Genomic DNA, 16,681 nt, shown 5'->3' with positions numbered 1-16,681 from the left:
GGGGGCCTTCACGCGTCCGGCATCGCGGTCGGTGCGTGTCCGGTCTGTCCAACCTTGGGAATGGTTAGCCGAGGTAATGAGTTAGGCTAAGCATCACCAGACTGCACTTCCGAGGATCCGCCCTTGACTGCCAAGAACCCGATCATCCAGCTCTCCCGAGCCGAGCTCGTCTCGCTCTCCAACGACATCCGACTCGCCTGCATGCGCATCTCGCGGCGGGTCCGTTTCGAGTCCGACCGGGAGCTGCCACCGCACCAGTTCTCCGTGCTGTGCCGCCTCGAGGGCACGGCCCGCACCAACAGCGAGCTCGCCGACATCGAGCGCGTCTCCGCCCCGAGCATGAAGCGCACGACGAACATGCTCGTCGAGCGCGGCTACGTCTCCCGGGCCGACGACCCCACCGACGGCCGGCAGGTGATCCTGTCGCTGACCCCCGAGGGCCGCAAGTCGCTCAAGCGGATCCGCCGGCACCGCGACGAGTGGATGCTCTCGCGCTTCGAGCAGCTCACCGACGAGGAGCGGGAGCTGCTCCAGCGGGCAGCCGCCGTGCTGGCCAAGGTGGCCAGCGAATGAGCCCCACCTTCCACTCCCTCTCGATCCCCAACTACCGCATCTACGCCTCCGGCGCGATCGTCTCCAACGTCGGCACGTGGATGGGGCGCGTCGCCCAGGACTGGCTCGTCCTCACCGTCCTCACCGACCACTCGTCGACGGCGCTCGGCATCGTCACGGGGCTGCAGTTCCTGCCCTTCCTCGTCCTCGCGCCGTTCGCGGGGATGCTCGTCGACCGCTTCCCGAAGCGGCGCATCCTCTTCCTCACCCAGACCGCCCTGCTCGTCACGGCCCTGCTGCTCGCCGTGCTCACCGCGGCCGGAGTCGTCGAGCTCTGGCACGTCTACGCCCTCGCGTTCCTCCAGGGCGTCGCGACGGCTGTCGACAACCCGGCCCGGCAGACGTTCGTGTCCGAGATGGTCGACACCGAGCACCTGCCCAACGCCGTGGCCCTCAACAGCGCGTCGTTCAACCTCGGTCGTCTGGTCGGGCCGGCCGTCGCCGGTCTCGTCATCGCGTGGTTCGGCATCGCGCCCGCGCTCTACGTCAACGCCGCGACCTTCGTCTTCGTGCTCGTCGCGCTCCTGCGGATGAACACCAGCCTGCTGACGCCGTCACCGCGCGCCCGAGGCAAGGGCCAGATCCGCGAGGGACTGCGCTACGTCAAGGGCCGGCCCGACCTCGTGCTCATCATGGCCCTCGTCTTCGTGCTCGGGACGTTCGGCATGAACTTCCAGCTGACGATGGCGCTCATGGCGACCAAGGTCTTCGACAAGGGGCCGGGGGAGTACGGCCTGCTCGGCTCGATCATGGCCATCGGGTCGCTCACGGCCGCGCTGCTCTCGGCCCGGCGCGCCCGGCCGCGGATGCGGGTGCTCCTCGTAGCCCTCGCGGGCTTCACCGTGTCGACGGCCTTCCTCTCGACGGCGCCGAACTACGTCATGTTCGCCGTCTTCCTCGTGCCGACGGGGCTCGCGGCCCTGACCGCGCTCACCACGGCCAACGCCATGGTCCAGGTCAGCGTCGACCCCGTGATGCGTGGCCGGGTCATGGCCCTCTACATGGCGATCTTCATGGGCGGCACGCCCATCGGCGCGCCGGTCATCGGGTGGATCGGCGACGTGTGGGGACCCCGCTGGACGATCGCCATCGGCACCATCGCCGTGGGTCTCAGCCTCGTCGCGGTGGCTCTCTGGGTGTCGCATCGGCAGAATGTCGCGGTGACCTTCCAGACCCAGCGCCACCCCCGCCTGCGCATCCAGCTCGCCGCGGCGGTGCCCGCGGCGCCCGAGGTGACGAAGTGAACTTCAAGTTCCGCCACCGCATCACCGTCGCGGCGCTCGTGCTCTTCATCGCGATCGCCGTCGTCGCCGCGTTCGTCAACCGCTGAGCCGCTGAGCCGCTGAGCCGCTGGCCAGGGTCACGCCCGCTCCCGCGCGAGCGGCCCGGCGCGTGGGCGGGCGCCGACGGGACCCCGTCGCGTCCCTAGGATGGGCGTCTGCCCCACCCGTCGAGACCAGTGCGGAGGAGCCACCATGGCCGCCCAGAGGTTCGTCGACCTGCTCAACGAGCAGATCGGCCACGAGTACGCCGCCCACCAGCAGTACGTCGCGATCGCGGTCTACTACGACAACCTGACGATGCCGCAGATGGCGGCGCTCTTCTACCGTCAGGCGATCGAGGAGCGCGACCACGCGATGATGATGGTCCAGTACCTCCTCGACACCGACTCGACCGTCGCGATCCCCGGCGTGGCTGCGCCGACGAACACCTTCGCCGACATCGTCGAGCCCGTCGAGCTGGCCCTGGCCCAGGAGAAGCGCGTCACCGACCAGGTCAACGCGCTGACCGCCGTCGCCCGCGAGGAGCACGACTTCGCGTCAGACCAGTTCATGCAGTGGTTCATCAAGGAGCAGGTCGAGGAGGTCAGCTCCATGTCCGACCTGCTGACCGTCGTCCAGCGCAACCGCGCCGACGTCGAGAACATCGAGGAGTACCTCCGCCGCGAGGCCCGCAGCGAGGAGGCGGACGCCTCCGCCCCGCCCATCGCGGGCGCCGGCGCCTGACCTCGGGACCGCCCGGCTCAGGGACGGCCCGGCTCCGGGGCCACCTGATGCGGGCACGACGAGAACGGCCGCCCACCGGGCGGCCGCTCTCGCGTGAGGGGGGCTGCGGTGCCGACCGGGTCCCGGTCAGCCGAGCAGACCTCCGGTAGGACAGGTCACGACCTTGGTGTCGAGGACGCAGACGACCTTGGCCGTCAGCGGGTCGAGCACCCGGACGAGGTCCTCGGGGTCGCCGCTCAGCAGCGGCAGGTGCGGCAGCGCGAGCAGTCGCACGATCTCTGCCGGCAGCGTCGGCACGGGCAGCTTCGTCACGGACGGGAGCGGGACCGTGACCGAGGGCAGCGGGACGCCGGGCACCGACGGCAGCGGGATCGGCAGGCCGGGCGAGCCGGGCTTCGGCTTCGGTGCGGGCTTGGGCGGTGACGACGGCTTCGGTGACGCCGAGGGCTTCGAGGTGCCGGACGGCGCGGGTGACGGCTTCGCCGAGGAGCTCGGTGTGGGGCGTGCGCTCGGCGAAGCCGTCGAACGGGGAGCCGGCGAGCCGGCATACGCGAAGCCCGAGCCGTCGGGGGTGGCCGAGCCACTCCCTGCAGCGGGGCGGGCGGCGGGGATCGCGCTCATCGGGACCACGGCCACGCCGCGGCGGTACGCGTCGGCGATGGACAGCACCGTGCGCACGTAGGAGTCGGAGTGGTTGTAGCGGAGCACCGCGTTGTAGGCCGCGCCGGGCTTGCGCAGGTCGGTGCCGCCCGAGCAGAGCAGCACGCCGGCGCCGGTGACAGCGTCGGTGAGGCTCTGCGGGTTGGCGACACCGTCGCCGTCGCCGTCACGGCCGGCCATCGACCACGACGTCGGGATGAACTGCATCGGTCCGACGGCCCGGTCGTAGACGGCGTCGCGGTCGAGGGCGCCGCCGTCGGTGTCGGTGATGCGGGCCGTGCCTCGTGAGCCGTCGAGCGGGATGCCGATGATGCCGGGGCGGGCGATGCCGCTCGCGTCGAGGACGTTGCCGCCGAAGCGCGCGTGGTTGCTCTCGACGCGGCCGATGGCCCCGAGCAGGGCCCAGTCGACGCCGCACCCGGGCTTGATGCTGCCGAGGACCCCGGCTGCGCGCTGGTAGGCCGTGACGGCCACCGCGGGTATGCCGTTCGCGTCCAGGCGGACCGGCGCGAGCGAGTCGATGGCGGAGATCGCGCCTCGGGCCTCCGTCGGCACGTCGACGCGGGCGTAGTCCCGGGTGAAGGTCTGGTAGATCGGGGGCAGCTGCATCGGCGCGGGCGCGGGACCGGCCTGCGGGTAGAGCGGGCTGCCCTCGGTGATGGCCTGGTCGGGCACGGTGATCGCCGAGGTCGGGGCGACGGTGTCGCTGCCGCGGGTGGCGGCGAACGCGATGCCGGCGGTCGCCAGGGCGATGACCGGCACGGCTGCAGCGACCCGGCGCGCGGTGGTGCCTGCGCGGACGATGCGGACCATGGTGACTCCTCGGATGCGACGGCCGCCCCCTTTGGCGGTCTGCGGGGATCAACGAGGGACGTGCCCAAAGGTCACGCGGCGGATCTCGGCGCGGACGCACCGAGGGCCAGCACCCGGCATACGGGAGCCGGCCCTCGGGGGGACGCGCGGGACGGCTCAGCCGAGCGCGGCGACCACGTGGTCGATCGCCTGGGTCAGCTTCGTGACGTCCTCCGGGTCGACGGCCGGGAACATCGCGACACGCAGCTGGTTGCGGCCGAGCTTGCGGTAGGGCTCGACGTCGACGATGCCGTTGGCGCGCAGGGTCCTGGCCACGGCGGCCGCGTCGATGGAGTCGTCGAGGTCGATCGTACCGACGACCTGCGAACGGGCGGCCGGGTCGGCGACGTAGGGCGTCGTCCAGTCGGTCTGCTCGGCCCAGCCGTAGAGGCGGCTCGAGGAGTCCTTGGTGCGACCGGTCGTGAAGTCGAGCCCGCCGTTGCCGTTCATCCAGTCGAGCTGGCTCTTCATGAGCGCCAGCGTCGAGAGGGCCGGGGTGTTGTAGGTCTGGTTCTTCAGCGAGTTGTCGACCGCGGTCGGGAGGCTGAAGAAGTCCGGGACCCAGCGGCCCGACGCGGCGATCTCGTCGACGCGGGCGAGCGCGGCGGGGGAGAAGGCCGCGAGCCAGAGGCCGCCGTCGGAGGCGAAGCACTTCTGCGGGGCGAAGTAGTAGACGTCGGTCTGGGTGATGTCGACGGGCAGGCCGCCGGCACCCGACGTCGCGTCGATGAGCACGAGCGCGTCGTCGTCGGCGCCCTCGACGCGCTGGACCGGGGCCATGACACCGGTCGAGGTCTCGTTGTGCGGCCAGGCGTAGACGTCGATCCCCGCCTCGGCCCTCGGCGTCGCGAGCGTGCCGGGGTCGGCCTTGATGATCGTCGGGTCTCCGAGGAAGGGGGCCGCCGCGGTGACGTTGCCGAACTTGCTCGAGAACTCACCGAAGGCGAGGTGCTGCGAGCGCTCGCGGACGAGGCCGAAGGCGGCGATGTCCCAGAACGCCGTCGAGCCGCCGTTGCCGAGGATGATCTCGTAGCCGTCGGGCAGGGAGAAGAGCTCGCGCAGGCCCGCGCGGACCTCGCCGACGAGGTTCTTGACCGGTGCCTGGCGGTGCGACGTGCCGAGCACCGTGCGACCGAGGGAGCTGAGGTAGTCGATCTGCTCGGGGCGGACCTTCGAGGGTCCGGAGCCGAACCGTCCGTCAGCAGGCAGGAGCTCGGCCGGGATGGTGATGGGCTGGGTCACGACTGGTGCTTCGGTCACGGATTCACCCTTGCGAAGTGCGGCCACGGTACGGGCTCGTGGCGGACGTGTTGATGTCGGATGACGCCGTTGTCACCGCTGACATTGAACCCCACGTGCCCACCCCTTGGACATCGCTGCTCGGTGTGTGGACGCGCACACGGCGCCCGGGCAGCCGCACACCTCGAGGTCGACGGCACGCGGTGGACAGTGTGTGGCCGCCCCGAGGGTGTGCGGGGGCCGTCAGCGGACGATGCCGCCGAGGGACGTGCTCGTGAAGGCTCCGGGCCGGCCGTCGTAGACGCGCAGCTCGCCGCCCGAGCCCCGGCCGAAGAGCAGGAACGTGCCGTCGGCGCGGGTCACGACGTCCGGTGCCGACGTGAAGGCCTGCGCCGTGCCGACGAGGACGCTGCCGCGCTGGACCACGGCGCGCCCGTCGACGCCGTTGCCGACCGCCACCAGTGACCGACCGGGCCAGGCATCCCCGAGTGCGCGATCCGACCACGCCGCGAGGTTGTCGCCGCGCTGGACCCAGCTGCTCGTCGCCGTCGTCGGGTAGAACGTCCGCTCGTAGGTCGCGCCGTTGGTGCCGCGACCGGTGACGAGAATCCCGCCGCCGGCCGGGTTGGCCGACGCCGACAGGCCGGACGTGAACCGGCCACCGACCGAGATCCAGCCGCTCCAGCGCGTGCCGTCGTAGTGCTTGCGCCAGGCCGTGCCGGTGGTGGCGAGGGCGAAGACGTCCATGGTGCCGTTGCCGAGCGAGGCCCCGTGCTGGGCGATGACGGTGCCGCCGAGGTTGACCGACCCCTTGCGTATGCCGTCCTGGAACCACGTGTGGACGAGCTGCCTCGCGCTGTTGCGGGTGAAGAGGTCGACGCGTCCGGAGCGCGAGCTCGTCGCGGACGGCGCGTCGGTCGACGTGACGCCGGCCGAGACCCAGGACCCCCACGAGGCCCCGTCGGTGGTGCTGCGCTTGAACCAGACGTTGTCGTAGGTGCCACGGATGAAGGTCACGACCTGCGACCCGGTGCGCGCTGCGGTGACTCCCACGGGGGAGATGAGGCTGCCGCCGGACCGGCTGGGCACCGTGGCCTTCGGCGTGATCCGCACGATCTTGTCGTTGGTGCCGTTGGACGTCGTGAACCACAGCGCCCCGTCCGGACCGAGCTGCACGGCTCGGATGCGGCCGTAGCCCTGGGCGACCGCGAGCCGCGTCACCGACGCGACACGTGAGGTCGTCGGCGTCGGGTTGAACCGCATGAGGTAGATGCCCTCGCCCTTGAGCAGGCCGACGGCGAGGGCACCCTGCCACTCGCCCCAGGCCGAGCCCCGCAGGAAGGTGGCGCCGCTCGTCGCGACGGTCGGGGATCCCGAGGACCACATCGCGACCCGGGCGTTCGGGAACTTGCCGAGGTCGGTCATCGGGGTCGACTCGTCGTAGCCGGGCACCGGGTCCCAGCCGTAGTTGCCGCCGCGGACCGAGAGGTTGATCTCGTCGTCGCGGCTCGAGCCGTGCTCGGCCGACCACAGCTCGGTCGTGCCCGGCCGCAGCGCGAGTCCCTGGATGTTGCGGTGGCCGTAGTTCCAGACGTAGCGGGCGTTGCCGCCGCGGGAGTAGAAGGGGTTGTCGGTCGGGATCGTGCCGTTGGCGTTGACCCGGAGCACCTTGCCGCCGAGCGAGGAGAGACTCTGCGGGTTGGTGCCGACGGCGGCGTCGCCGGTGCCGACGTAGAGCTTGCCGTCGCCGCCGAAGCGCAACCGGCACCCGGAGTGGCGTCCGCTCGTCAGGGGCAGCCCGGTGACGACCGGCGACCCGTCGGAGACAGCGGTGGTGTCGCTCGTCAGCCGCCAGCGCAGGACGCGCACGTCGAGCGGGTCGCCGGTCGAGCCGCGCACCGCCTGGCAGGTGTAGAAGCGCTTGTTCGTCGAGGCGGCGGGGTCGGCGACCATGCCGAGCAGGCCGCCCTCGCTGTTGACGTAGAGCGACGGGAAGCCGGAGACGGCGACGCGCCGAGGGGCGTTGCTGCCGCGCTTGCTCCAGACCTGGCCCGCGCGCAGGTCGTAGAGCATGAGGTCGCCGACCCACGTGATGTCCCACGGGTAGCTGAGGCCGGAGACCACCGTCGTCACCTGCAGCGTCGGCGCGGCCTCGGCCGCGGGTGGTTGCTCGACGGCCAGCGCCGCTCCCGCGAGCAGGGCGCCCACCAGGGCGATCGAACTTCGGACTCGCGCTCGCTGCACCATGCTGACTCCCCGACTCGGTGACCTGCTGGCTCTGCTCGCGAGGCTACGCGCGAGCGGGTAGGTCCGCGCGTCGAGACCGGGCATCGCCGTACGCGGAACTACGTATGTCCTCAGGCGGTGGCGCGCGGAGATGCTGGAAGAGCCGGAACGGTCGCAGACGGTCCGGCCCGAAGGAAGGCGAAAGATGTTCATGCACAACGTCATCCGCTTGATCGCGGCGTCCGTGACGGCCGGCGTCGCGCTCGTGCTCGGCGTCGCGACGGCCGTGGCCACCGAGCCGAGGCCCGAGTCGACCGGCAGGTCGGGCATCTGGCCACCGGTGCCCCACGTGATCCCCACGGGACCACCGCCGGAGGGCCTGTCGGACTGGGCCTTCGCCGTGGTCCTCCTCGTGGCCGCGATGGCGACGCTGGCGTTCCATGGGCGCAGGGACGTCCGACACGCATGAGGACGACGTCTCGTCTCCCCGACGGCGCCGCGCGATGCCCGGGCCGGGGTCGGTCCAGCGCCCGACCCCGGCCCGCTCGTCCTCGCCGCGGTCCACCGAGCAGCAGCTCCACCTGGGACGCGCCCTCGAGCGGTGGGGTGGCGGCCTCAGAGGTTCGCGTCGAGTCTCGACACGGCCTCGGTGCGGCTCGAGACATGGAGTCGCGCGAAGGCGTTCTCGAGGTGCTTGCGGACGGTGCCCTCGGAGATCCCGAGCCGATGGGCGATCCGGTGGTTCGTGGCGCCCGTCGCGACGAGGCGAAGGATCTCCCACTGCCGGCGGGTCAGCGACGGCAGACCGCCCAGCTCGGCCCGGCGCCGGAGGTGGAGCTCGGCCAGGTGCGGGCGGGCGAGCCGCAGCAGGGTCACCTCACGGTCGGAGAAGTCCGGCCCGCCGTGGCGGTGGAGGAGGACGCGACGGTCCAGGTCACCGATCGGAGCCATGAAGCCCATCAGCTCGGAGTCGCGCCGACCGCGGCGGACCTCCGATGACGACGTCACACCGGTGTACCCGAATCGATCGGCGAGCCCGGCGCAGCCATCCCAGTCGAGGAACGGGTCGTCCAGGGGCACGTCGGGCCGGACCCAGACAACTCTCTGCCCGCCGGCAACCTCCTCGAGCGAGAGCCACCCTCGCGCCCAGGCGTTGACCTGGAAGCCCACCACGTCCGCCGCCACGAGCTCTGCCAGCTCGTCGAGCACCGAGGCATAGAAGAAGTCGTCGGACTGCCACGCATGTGCGTCCTCGAGGATCTCGAGAAGCCGCGTGACGTCGTGTTCATGGACGAACGAGTCGGGCATGGCGTCACCTCGCAGGGCCACGACCCACGGAACCGACGGACGCGACCGCCTTCCAGCATAGGAGGGTGAGTGGACGACGTCCCGGCTACGGCGAGACGGCGTTCGGCGCCGAGGCCTCCTCCTCAGTGAGCGATGTCGGGCGTCCAGCCGGCGACGTCCTCGGGCTTGCGCGGACCCTCGCCGATGTAGCGCGACGACGGCCGGATGAGGCGGCCGGTCTGCTTCTGCTCGAGGATGTGCGCCGACCAGCCGGCCGTGCGCGCACACGTGAACATCGGCGTGAACATCGACGGCGGGACCTCGGCGAAGTCGAGGATGACCGCGGCCCAGAACTCGACGTTCGTCGCGAGCACCCGGTCGGGCCGACGGGCGTGCAGCTCGTCGAGCGCGGCCTTCTCGAGCGCGGCCGCCGCCTCGTAGCGCGGCGCCCCGAGGCGCTCGCAGGCGGAGCGCAGCACTCGGGCGCGCGGGTCCTCGGCGCGGTAGACGCGGTGGCCGAAGCCCATGAGGCGCTCGCCCTTGTCGAGGACGCCCTTGACGTAGGTCGTCGCGTCGCCCTGCTGCTCGACGCCGTCGAGCATGTGCAGGACACGCGAGGGGGCACCTCCGTGGAGCGGGCCGGACATCGCACCGACCGCGCCCGAGAGCGCGGCGGCGACGTCGGCGCCGGTCGAGGTGATGACGCGGGCGGTGAACGTCGAGGCGTTCATGCCGTGCTCGGCCGCGGAGACCCAGTAGGCGTCGACGGCCTCGACGTGCTTCGGGTCGGGCTCGCCGCGCCAGCGGATCATGAACCGCTCGGTGATGGTGCGGGCCTTGTCGACCTCGCGCTGCGGGACCATCGGCTTGTCGAGCCCGCGGGCCGACTGGCCGACGAACGACAGGGCCATGACGGCGGCGCGCGCGAGGTTGTCGCGCACCTCGTCGGCGTCGATGTCGAGCGTCGGCCTGAAGCCCCACACCGGCGCGAGCATGGCGAGGGCGGACTGGACGTCGACGCGGACGTCGCCGGTGTGCACCGGCAGGGGATAGGGCTCGGCGGGCGGCAGGCCCGGGTCGAACTCGTTGTCGACGAGCAGGCCCCAGACGTGGGCGAAGTCGACGTGGCCGACGAGGTCGTTGATGTCGACGCCGCGGTAGCGCAGCGCCCCACCCTCCTTGTCCGGCTCGGCGATGGTCGACTCGAAGGCGATGACGCCCTCGAGTCCGGGCTTGAAGTCGGGGTCGGGCGTGCTGTCTGCCATGTGCGTCCTTGCTGTGCAGGCGGTACCACCGCGGTGTGGAGGCCGCAGCCGGGACGCGGAGGATGGGCGTCGGTCCCGGCTGACAGACTCACCGTATGCCGTCAGCCGCCGACCAGACCGTCTTTCGTGACGCCGTGTTCAGCACCCGAGACCAACATCACGACGCCGTCCGGTTCGAGGGCACCGACTTCTCCCGGGCCCACGTCGAGGGGCACACGTTCCTCGAGTGCTCGCTGATCGGCGGCACGCTCGACGAGGCGCACCTCGAGGGCTCGCGCTGGTCGGAGTGCGAGTGGGAGCGCGTCGGTGGGGTCGGGCTGAGCCTCGCCGAGGCGAGCCTCGTCGACACGACGATCGAGGGCTGCCGCCTCGCCGCCGTCTCGGCCTGGGGCTCGACGTGGCGCGACGTCACGGTGCGCGGGGGCAAGGTCGACTTCCTCAACCTGCGCGGCGCCCGGCTCAAGGACGTCGCCTTCGTCGACTGCGTCGTCGTCGAGCTCGACCTCCAGGAGGCCACGGTCGACGGCCTCACCTTCGAGGGCTGCACGCTGGTGTCGCCGACCTTCGGTCGTGGGACGTATGCCGCCCTCGACCTCTCGGGAGCCACGCTCCGTTCCCCGGTCGGCCTGGCCGGGCTCAAGGGCGCGACGATGAGCCGCCCGCAGGTCATCGACCTCGCCGACGCGTTCGCGGCCGAGCTCGGGATCGTCGTCGCCGACTGAGCGCCCGGACGGGGTCCCTGAGCCCGGCGCCGGGCGTCAGTTGATCTGGTTGGGCTTGGCCCGGCGCAGTGCCGCGGTGGCGGCGTCCTTGGCGCGGTCCGTGGCCTTGACCTTGTCGTCGGGCCGGATCCGCTTCGTCAGGTCGGCGCGCTCGACGAGGGCCGGCAGCAGCATGTCGGTCTCGGGGTGCACGCCGACCGCCTCGTCGCCGCTGAAGACGACCCAGTGGGCCGCGTCGCCCTTGTAGACCTTGAGGATGCTGCCGTCGGCGAGCGACTTGGCGTGCGCCATCGCCTGGCGGCGGGCGCGTTCGCTCGAGATCGCCTTGTTGGCGGCCTCCTTGGCGGGCTCGCGCAGCGCCTGCGTGGCCACCCAGATCTGGGGGCCGTACTTGATGCCGAGCTTGACGGTCTGGGTGACGAGCTTGCCCTTGCCTGCCATCGTTGGTGACTCCTCACAGCGCCCCGGGGTGGCCGGGGCTGTCGCCGGGACCGCACGCGCCGTGGCCTGACGTCCGCGCGGACCTTCTCGGGTCAACCCTAGTGTGGGGTCATGGACAGCTCACCCCGCGAGCCGGCCCGGGAGGGCCTCGCCGCCGTACGCCGTGTCGACTACTCCGGCGACGGCCTCGTCGAGTCCGACGTGGCCGCCTCGCCCTACCTGCAGGCCCGGGCGTGGGTCGATGCGGCGGTCGCCGCGGCGCAGGAGCGCGACGACGTGCCCGAGCCCACGGCCATCTCGGTCGCCACCGTCGACCCCACGGGCACGCCCGACGTGCGCACCGTCCTCATGCGCTTCTTCGACGAGCGCGGTCCGGGCTTCGTGACCAACCTCGGCTCCGCCAAGAGCGAGCACCTGCAGGGCAACCCGCGCGTGGCGGCCGCCCTCACGTGGCCGGCCATCTACCGCGCGATCCGCTTCCGCGGCACCGCCGAGCTCGTCGGCCGTGACGAGGTCGAGGCCTACTTCGACTCGCGGCCCTACGGCTCGCGGCTCTCGGCGTGGGCGTCGGACCAGTCGCGGCCGGCGGCCGACCGGGCCGAGCTCGAGCGCAGGTGGGAGGACGTGCTCGAGCGCTTCCCCGACAGGGGAGGCGACCACGACGTGCCGGTGCCGGACTTCTGGGGCGGATGGCGCATCGTCTGCGACGAGGTCGAGTTCTGGGCCGGCCGGCGCAACCGCCTCCACGACCGGATCGTCTTCCGCCGCACGGGTGACGGTGACCTCGCCGACCCCGACTCGTGGACGCGGCTGCGCCTCCAGCCCTGACCCCTCCGCACCCGCCCTGACACCCCGAACGCCGCGTTCGATGAGGGATCGGGGTGGGGAGGGCGGACGTGGAACAGGGCAGCCCGACGAGTCGGACTGCCCTGCTTCATCCATGGGTGTGGATGGGGACGCGGCTATCGCGTGGCCACCTCACACGCTCCGGAAGAAATCACTTCTCGGATCACCTCCCTTCGGTTTCGATGACACGACCGTACGTCGAGCCCCGAGTGGCGGCAAGACCTTTTACACCGGCCGTGGCCCCGGGTCCTCAGGGTCCTCGCGGCGGCCGGTCCGCCCCGGATCGTCCTGCTGCGGGTCGGTCGGCAGGGGGTCGTCGGTCGTCGAGCCGCCCGTGGTGCCGACACCGGTCGGCTCGTCGTCGGGGGGCCGGCGCCTGGTGATCCGGCCGAAGCCGACGATCAAGGCCACGACCGCGACGACGACCAGCGCCACGACGAGCATCGGACCCCACGCAGCGTCCGGCGGGGCCGCGGCGTCCGTCGGCAGGGCCACGAGCCCGCCCGTCCGCCAGCCCGTCGTCACGACCCCACCTCGGCGTCCGGGGCGACCGCGGCGGTGGCCTCGGGCCTCAGCTCGGCACTCAGCTCGGCACCGCGGGACCCTCCGCCGGCCGGCGGCAGCGGCGTCGGCGCGGTGGGCGTCGACGGGGTGGGCGTCGACGGGGTTGGCGGGGTGGGCGGGGTCCCTGACCCTGCCCCGTCGTGGCGGTCGGCCGCTCGGGACGGCGCGGACAGGCTCCGCGCCCCGACGAGCAGGGCCAGCAGCACAGGCAGCTCGAGGTAGGCGTGGTAGCTCGCCAGGGCGGCATACAACGCCTTGCCCTGGGCGAAGTCGAGACCGAAGAGGACGGCGAAGAGTGCTGCCGCGACGAAGCCTGCGGCCCAGAGCCGCGGACCCGTCACCCACGGCACGCGCGCCTCGAAGGCTGCGGAGGCGTCCGGGGCGACCCGGGGCAGCAGGGCCACCCAGACGACGTAGTGCATCGTCTGCATGAAGGCGAAGACGGTGAGGAAGCGCATCCCGAGGACCGTCGCCGAGGCGCTCGGCGGGGCGCTCGCCGCGAGCACCGTCTGGCCGTCGCCGACGACGCTGCGCACGATGCCGGGGTCGGCGGTGAGCGACCCGTCGAGGAAGCCCAGCAGGACCACCGTCGGGATCACGAGGACCCACAGCAGCTGCACGGCCCGGAACGCCTGCCGTCCGCGACGCGAGGTGATCCGGCGCGACCACTCCCAGAGGAAGAAGAGCGGCACGACGTTGTGCAGGTGCGTCAGGACGACGAAGTGGTACGTAGGGAAGGTCAGCGAGACGGCCGCCGCGACGCCGATGACCACCCACGCCGCGACGCGTCGCCGGCCGTCGAGCCCGTGGCGGGCGGCGGCCGCGAGGATGACGTAGCCCAGCACGATCTCGGCGAGCTGGGCCGGTCGACCGATGACACCGGCGAGCAGCCGGCAGACGACGATGCCGGTGACGAGCGCGACGAGCAGCTCGAGGAAGGGCCGCCCGAGGAGGCCCGCGAAGCGGCCCGCGACGTAGCGGATCTCGAGGAGGTTGTGCAGGATGCCGAAGAGGATGAGGCCGATGACGGCGGTCGCGATGGGCGCCCCGAGGGCGATCGCGAGCGAGCCGCCGACGGCCGCCAGCACGAGGAGCGTGATGGTGCGCGAGCGCTGCACGGTGACGGCCGCGTCCGGCGCGTCGGACACGAGGCCGCCCGGTCGGGGCGCGGCGGTCACGAGGTGAGCCCCGCTGCGCTGGCCGCCCTCGCGCTGACGCTCGCCGTCGAGGTGCCGGTGCTCGTCGCGTTCGCGCGGGCCGCGGGCTGGGCCGGGTGGGGTCGCGCGCTCGTCGGGGCGGTCGGCGTCAACGTCGTGACGCACCCCGTGCTGTATGCCGTGTCGACCGGCTTCGGGTCGCCGTGGCAGCTCGCGGGCGCGGAGGTCGTCGTCGCCGCCGTGGAGACGGTGCTCCTCGTGGCGTGGTGGCGGGTGAGGGGACGCGAGGACGCGGTGACGGTGGCCCTGGCGGTCGTCGCCGCCAACGCCGCCTCCACCGCCCTCGGTCTGCTCGTCCTCTGAGTCCTGGCCACGGGCCAATGCTTTCGTCGGCTGGTCGCCCCGGCCACCCGAGTAACCCGATCGTTAGGGTCCTGTGGCGTGACCGAGATTCGGGGAGACGGTGCGGAGGGACGCAGCGGCAGCCTGCGCGCCATCGCCCTGTCGGCCTACGGGCCCACGCTCCTGGGCTCGACGGGCGCCGGCGCGGTGTCCCCGATCATCGCCGTGTCGGCACGGGAGCTCGGCGCCTCGGTCGGCGTCGCGGCGCTGCTCGTCGCGATGCTGGGCGTGGGCCAGCTCCTCGGCGACCTGCCGTCGGGTGCCCTCGCGGCCCGCATCGGTGAGCGCCGGGCGCTGCTCGTCGCGGCCGTGATCGAGGCCGCCGGCATGCTCGTGGCGGCCCTGGCCGGCGGTCTCGTCATGCTCTTCGTCGGCGTGCTCGTCATCGGGCTCGCCGGCTCGCTCTTCGGCCTGGCGCGGCAGGCCTACCTCACCGAGGCCGTTCCTGTGGCGATGCGGGCGCGGGCCCTGTCGACGCTCGGTGGCGTGCACCGCATCGGCTACTTCGTCGGGCCGTTCATCGGCTCGCTCGTCATCGTCAGGTGGGGCACCGAGGCGGCGTACGCCGTCGGCGGCGTCGCGAGCATCGCGGCGTTCGTCCTCGTCCTCCTCGCGCCGGACATCACCGGTTCGGCGCACCGGGTCGCGGGCGGCGGCCCGCCGCGCAGTGTGGCGTCGGTGCTCCTGCAGCACCGGCACGTCCTGCTGACGCTCGGCACCGGGGCCATGTTCGTGGCCGGTGCGCGTGCCATCCGCGAGGCCCTCGTGCCGCTCTGGGCCGAGTCGGTCGGCTTCTCCCCGGCGCAGACGTCGCTCGTCTTCGGCGTCGCCGGGGCGCTCGACATGGCGCTCTTCTACCCGTCGGGCTGGCTCATGGACCGCTACGGCCGCGTCGCGGCCGCCGTGCCCAGCATGCTCGTGCTCGGCCTCGGCATGATGCTGCTCCCGCTCGCCACGAGCCTCGTGGCCGTGACGGCCGCGGCGACGGTGCTCGGGCTCGGCAACGGCCTGGGGGCGGGGCTCATCATGACCCTCGGCGCCGACGCCTCACCCTCGGACGGGCGGGCGCAGTTCCTCGGCGGCTGGCGCCTCTGCGCCGACGTGGGAAGGGCAGCGGGCCCGCTGGCGTTGTCAGGGCTGAGCGCCATCATGTCGCTCGGCGCCTCCGCCGTCGTGCTGGGCATCGGGGCCGTGGTCGGCGCGGGCTGGCTGCGCGTCTGGGTGCCGCGGCACGACCCGACCCGGGGCGCGAGGACGCGCCGGACGCCGGGCCCGGCGACGGGCGGTCCCTGACCGCTCTCCGATTCTGAGAAGGTATGACCGTGACGGACCTGATCGACACCACCGAGATGTACCTGCGCACCATCTTCGAGCTCGAGGAGGAGGGCATCGTGCCCCTCCGCGCGCGCATCGCCGAGCGTCTCGGCCACTCGGGCCCCACCGTGTCGCAGACCGTCGCCCGCATGGAGCGCGACGGTCTCGTCGCCGTCTCGGGCGACCGCCACCTCGAGCTGTCCGACCACGGCCGGCTCCTCGCCACCCGCGTCATGCGCAAGCACCGGCTCGCCGAGCGGCTGCTCGTCGACGTCATCGGCCTCGAGTGGGAGTACGCCCACGACGAGGCCTGCCGGTGGGAGCACGTCATGTCCGAGAAGGTCGAGCGCAAGATCCTCGGCCTCATCGGGGAGGGCCTCGAGTCGCCCTACGGCAACCCGATCCCCGGTCTCGAGGAGCTCGGGGTGCGCCAGGACGAGGACTTCCTCACCGGCCTCAGCACCCTGACCGCCGCCGTGGGAGCCGCTCCGACCGTCGTGACGATCCGGCGCATCGGCGAGCCCGTCCAGGTCGACCCGGAGGCGCTCGCGCTGCTGACGAGCGCCGGCGTCGTGCCCGGCGCCCGCGTCGAGGTCGTCCGTGACGGCGGCCGGGTCCTGGCCGTCCGCGAGGGCAGCGAGCCCTCCACCGGTGTGTCGCTGCCCGACGACGTGGCCGTCCACGTCTTCTGCCAGGCTGCCTGAACACGCCGTATCCGGCAGGGTTTGCCCCCGTCTGCGGGGTCGTTTTGGCATGCCTTGCCACACCTCGTCCGGCCCGGATCCGAGGTCGCTGAAAATTCTTTGACTTCCGGGAACTCGAAGGTGACAAGGCACAGGTACTTGGGTACGGTGGGCGAACTTGCTCTCCCCGTCGAGTGAGTGCCCCGGGTCGGACCGCCTAGTCCTGCCATCGACCTGAGGCTCAGTACGAACCGCATGGCAGGAGCGGGGGAACCACTTTCTCCGGGCGTCGAGAGACGCCCTCGGGGTGAAGCCCTCCGTGGACCGATCACGGTCCGAGCGAAGGCCGGGCAGTACCTCCAGCCCGAACCCGACAGCTCACCTCGTAGGCGTCGAGAGGTCAAA

General features: G+C 72.2%; 17 protein-coding genes and 1 riboswitch. Of the genes, 9 read left to right on the top strand and 8 right to left on the bottom strand.

The window, feature by feature from the left end; all coding sequences use genetic code 11:
• Positions 1 to 123 precede the first annotated feature (123 nt).
• The 3 genes from ACSQ2D_RS16455 to ACSQ2D_RS16445 all read left to right on the top strand — a co-directional run bounded on the left by ACSQ2D_RS16455 (position 124) and on the right by ACSQ2D_RS16445 (position 2,618).
• Entirely contained in the window at positions 124 to 573 is a 450-nt protein-coding gene (locus ACSQ2D_RS16455; RefSeq protein ID WP_435987002.1) for a MarR family winged helix-turn-helix transcriptional regulator, read from the top strand.
• Positions 570 to 1,856: an MFS transporter gene (locus ACSQ2D_RS16450; protein WP_435987001.1), complete on the top strand. Its 1,287-nt coding sequence runs from the start codon at positions 570 to 572 to the stop codon at positions 1,854 to 1,856. Before ACSQ2D_RS16455 ends, ACSQ2D_RS16450 begins: the two co-directional genes overlap by 4 nt.
• Before the next feature lie 231 nt (positions 1,857 to 2,087).
• Positions 2,088 to 2,618 (top strand): ferritin, encoded by a 531-nt coding sequence (locus ACSQ2D_RS16445; RefSeq protein ID WP_435987000.1) that lies wholly within the window; start codon positions 2,088 to 2,090, stop codon positions 2,616 to 2,618.
• Between the two features lie 126 nt (positions 2,619 to 2,744).
• Here the strand turns inward: ACSQ2D_RS16445 and ACSQ2D_RS16440 are convergent, their stop codons facing one another.
• The 3 genes from ACSQ2D_RS16440 to ACSQ2D_RS16430 form a co-directional block, all read right to left on the bottom strand.
• Positions 2,745 to 4,091 carry a hypothetical protein gene (locus ACSQ2D_RS16440; RefSeq protein WP_435986999.1) on the bottom strand — a complete coding sequence of 449 codons (1,347 nt, stop codon included), beginning with the start codon at positions 4,089 to 4,091 and terminating at the stop codon, positions 2,745 to 2,747.
• Positions 4,092 to 4,247: 156 nt separating this feature from the next.
• A complete protein-coding gene (gene serC, locus ACSQ2D_RS16435) occupies positions 4,248 to 5,372 on the bottom strand; it encodes a phosphoserine transaminase (protein WP_435987868.1) in 1,125 nt (374 codons plus the stop codon).
• 240 nt (positions 5,373 to 5,612) lie between these two features.
• The gene (locus tag ACSQ2D_RS16430; protein ID WP_435986998.1) at positions 5,613 to 7,577 is read right to left on the bottom strand and encodes a PQQ-dependent sugar dehydrogenase; all 1,965 of its coding nucleotides are present in this window, start codon (positions 7,575 to 7,577) and stop codon (positions 5,613 to 5,615) included.
• A 223-nt stretch (positions 7,578 to 7,800) separates the two neighbouring features.
• Here ACSQ2D_RS16430 and ACSQ2D_RS16425 point away from each other — a divergent pair, with 223 nt between their 5' ends.
• The gene (locus tag ACSQ2D_RS16425) at positions 7,801 to 8,064 is read left to right on the top strand and encodes a hypothetical protein (protein ID WP_435986997.1); all 264 of its coding nucleotides are present in this window, start codon (positions 7,801 to 7,803) and stop codon (positions 8,062 to 8,064) included.
• Between the two features lie 146 nt (positions 8,065 to 8,210).
• Here ACSQ2D_RS16425 and ACSQ2D_RS16420 read toward each other — a convergent pair whose 3' ends face one another.
• The gene (locus ACSQ2D_RS16420; protein WP_435986996.1) at positions 8,211 to 8,903 is read right to left on the bottom strand and encodes a helix-turn-helix transcriptional regulator; all 693 of its coding nucleotides are present in this window, start codon (positions 8,901 to 8,903) and stop codon (positions 8,211 to 8,213) included.
• A gap of 122 nt (positions 8,904 to 9,025) precedes the next feature.
• A complete protein-coding gene (locus ACSQ2D_RS16415) occupies positions 9,026 to 10,147 on the bottom strand; it encodes a citrate synthase 2 (RefSeq protein ID WP_435986995.1) in 1,122 nt (373 codons plus the stop codon).
• A gap of 95 nt (positions 10,148 to 10,242) precedes the next feature.
• Here ACSQ2D_RS16415 and ACSQ2D_RS16410 point away from each other — a divergent pair, with 95 nt between their 5' ends.
• Positions 10,243 to 10,869 carry a pentapeptide repeat-containing protein gene (locus ACSQ2D_RS16410; RefSeq protein ID WP_435986994.1) on the top strand — a complete coding sequence of 209 codons (627 nt, stop codon included), beginning with the start codon at positions 10,243 to 10,245 and terminating at the stop codon, positions 10,867 to 10,869.
• A gap of 36 nt (positions 10,870 to 10,905) precedes the next feature.
• On the opposite strand, the gene ACSQ2D_RS16405 is transcribed toward ACSQ2D_RS16410, so the two are convergent.
• The gene (locus ACSQ2D_RS16405; RefSeq protein WP_056759759.1) at positions 10,906 to 11,310 is read right to left on the bottom strand and encodes a hypothetical protein; all 405 of its coding nucleotides are present in this window, start codon (positions 11,308 to 11,310) and stop codon (positions 10,906 to 10,908) included.
• 111 nt (positions 11,311 to 11,421) lie between these two features.
• Here ACSQ2D_RS16405 and pdxH point away from each other — a divergent pair, with 111 nt between their 5' ends.
• Positions 11,422 to 12,138 (top strand): pyridoxamine 5'-phosphate oxidase, encoded by a 717-nt coding sequence (gene pdxH, locus ACSQ2D_RS16400; RefSeq protein ID WP_435986993.1) that lies wholly within the window; start codon positions 11,422 to 11,424, stop codon positions 12,136 to 12,138.
• A 243-nt stretch (positions 12,139 to 12,381) separates the two neighbouring features.
• Here the strand turns inward: pdxH and ACSQ2D_RS16395 are convergent, their stop codons facing one another.
• Together ACSQ2D_RS16395 and ACSQ2D_RS16390 are read right to left on the bottom strand one after the other, a co-directional pair.
• Positions 12,382 to 12,681 (bottom strand): hypothetical protein, encoded by a 300-nt coding sequence (locus tag ACSQ2D_RS16395; protein ID WP_435986992.1) that lies wholly within the window; start codon positions 12,679 to 12,681, stop codon positions 12,382 to 12,384.
• Positions 12,678 to 13,898 carry a hypothetical protein gene (locus ACSQ2D_RS16390; RefSeq protein WP_435986991.1) on the bottom strand — a complete coding sequence of 407 codons (1,221 nt, stop codon included), beginning with the start codon at positions 13,896 to 13,898 and terminating at the stop codon, positions 12,678 to 12,680. Before ACSQ2D_RS16390 ends, ACSQ2D_RS16395 begins: the two co-directional genes overlap by 4 nt.
• 3 nt (positions 13,899 to 13,901) lie before the next feature.
• Between ACSQ2D_RS16390 and ACSQ2D_RS16385 the strand changes: the two genes are divergently transcribed.
• The 3 genes from ACSQ2D_RS16385 to ACSQ2D_RS16375 all read left to right on the top strand — a co-directional run bounded on the left by ACSQ2D_RS16385 (position 13,902) and on the right by ACSQ2D_RS16375 (position 16,297).
• Positions 13,902 to 14,240, top strand: coding sequence for a hypothetical protein (locus ACSQ2D_RS16385; RefSeq protein WP_435986990.1), 339 nt, complete (start codon positions 13,902 to 13,904; stop codon positions 14,238 to 14,240).
• Between the two features lie 78 nt (positions 14,241 to 14,318).
• Positions 14,319 to 15,572: an MFS transporter gene (locus tag ACSQ2D_RS16380; RefSeq protein ID WP_435986989.1), complete on the top strand. Its 1,254-nt coding sequence runs from the start codon at positions 14,319 to 14,321 to the stop codon at positions 15,570 to 15,572.
• Positions 15,573 to 15,601: 29 nt separating this feature from the next.
• Positions 15,602 to 16,297 (top strand): metal-dependent transcriptional regulator, encoded by a 696-nt coding sequence (locus tag ACSQ2D_RS16375; protein ID WP_028785818.1) that lies wholly within the window; start codon positions 15,602 to 15,604, stop codon positions 16,295 to 16,297.
• Positions 16,298 to 16,504: 207 nt separating this feature from the next.
• Positions 16,505 to 16,680, top strand: a riboswitch (cyclic di-AMP (ydaO/yuaA leader).
• Position 16,681 lies beyond the last annotated feature (1 nt).

This window comes from Terrabacter sp. LjRoot27 (assembly GCF_964254175.1).
In the GTDB taxonomy this organism is placed as follows: Bacteria; Actinomycetota; Actinomycetes; order Actinomycetales; family Dermatophilaceae; genus Terrabacter.
Note: the sequence above shows the minus strand (reverse complement) of the source record. Positions and strands in the feature narration are given on the sequence as shown.

Coding starts and splice junctions, on each gene's coding strand:
- ACSQ2D_RS16450 (WP_435987001.1), top strand. CDS start 570: ATGAGCCCCACCTTCCACTCCCTCTCGATCCCCAACTACCGCATCTAC.
- ACSQ2D_RS16445 (WP_435987000.1), top strand. CDS start 2,088: ATGGCCGCCCAGAGGTTCGTCGACCTGCTCAACGAGCAGATCGGCCAC.
- ACSQ2D_RS16440 (WP_435986999.1), bottom strand. CDS start 4,091: ATGGTCCGCATCGTCCGCGCAGGCACCACCGCGCGCCGGGTCGCTGCA.
- ACSQ2D_RS16425 (WP_435986997.1), top strand. CDS start 7,801: ATGTTCATGCACAACGTCATCCGCTTGATCGCGGCGTCCGTGACGGCC.
- ACSQ2D_RS16420 (WP_435986996.1), bottom strand. CDS start 8,903: ATGCCCGACTCGTTCGTCCATGAACACGACGTCACGCGGCTTCTCGAG.
- ACSQ2D_RS16415 (WP_435986995.1), bottom strand. CDS start 10,147: ATGGCAGACAGCACGCCCGACCCCGACTTCAAGCCCGGACTCGAGGGC.
- ACSQ2D_RS16410 (WP_435986994.1), top strand. CDS start 10,243: ATGCCGTCAGCCGCCGACCAGACCGTCTTTCGTGACGCCGTGTTCAGC.
- ACSQ2D_RS16405 (WP_056759759.1), bottom strand. CDS start 11,310: ATGGCAGGCAAGGGCAAGCTCGTCACCCAGACCGTCAAGCTCGGCATC.
- pdxH (WP_435986993.1), top strand. CDS start 11,422: ATGGACAGCTCACCCCGCGAGCCGGCCCGGGAGGGCCTCGCCGCCGTA.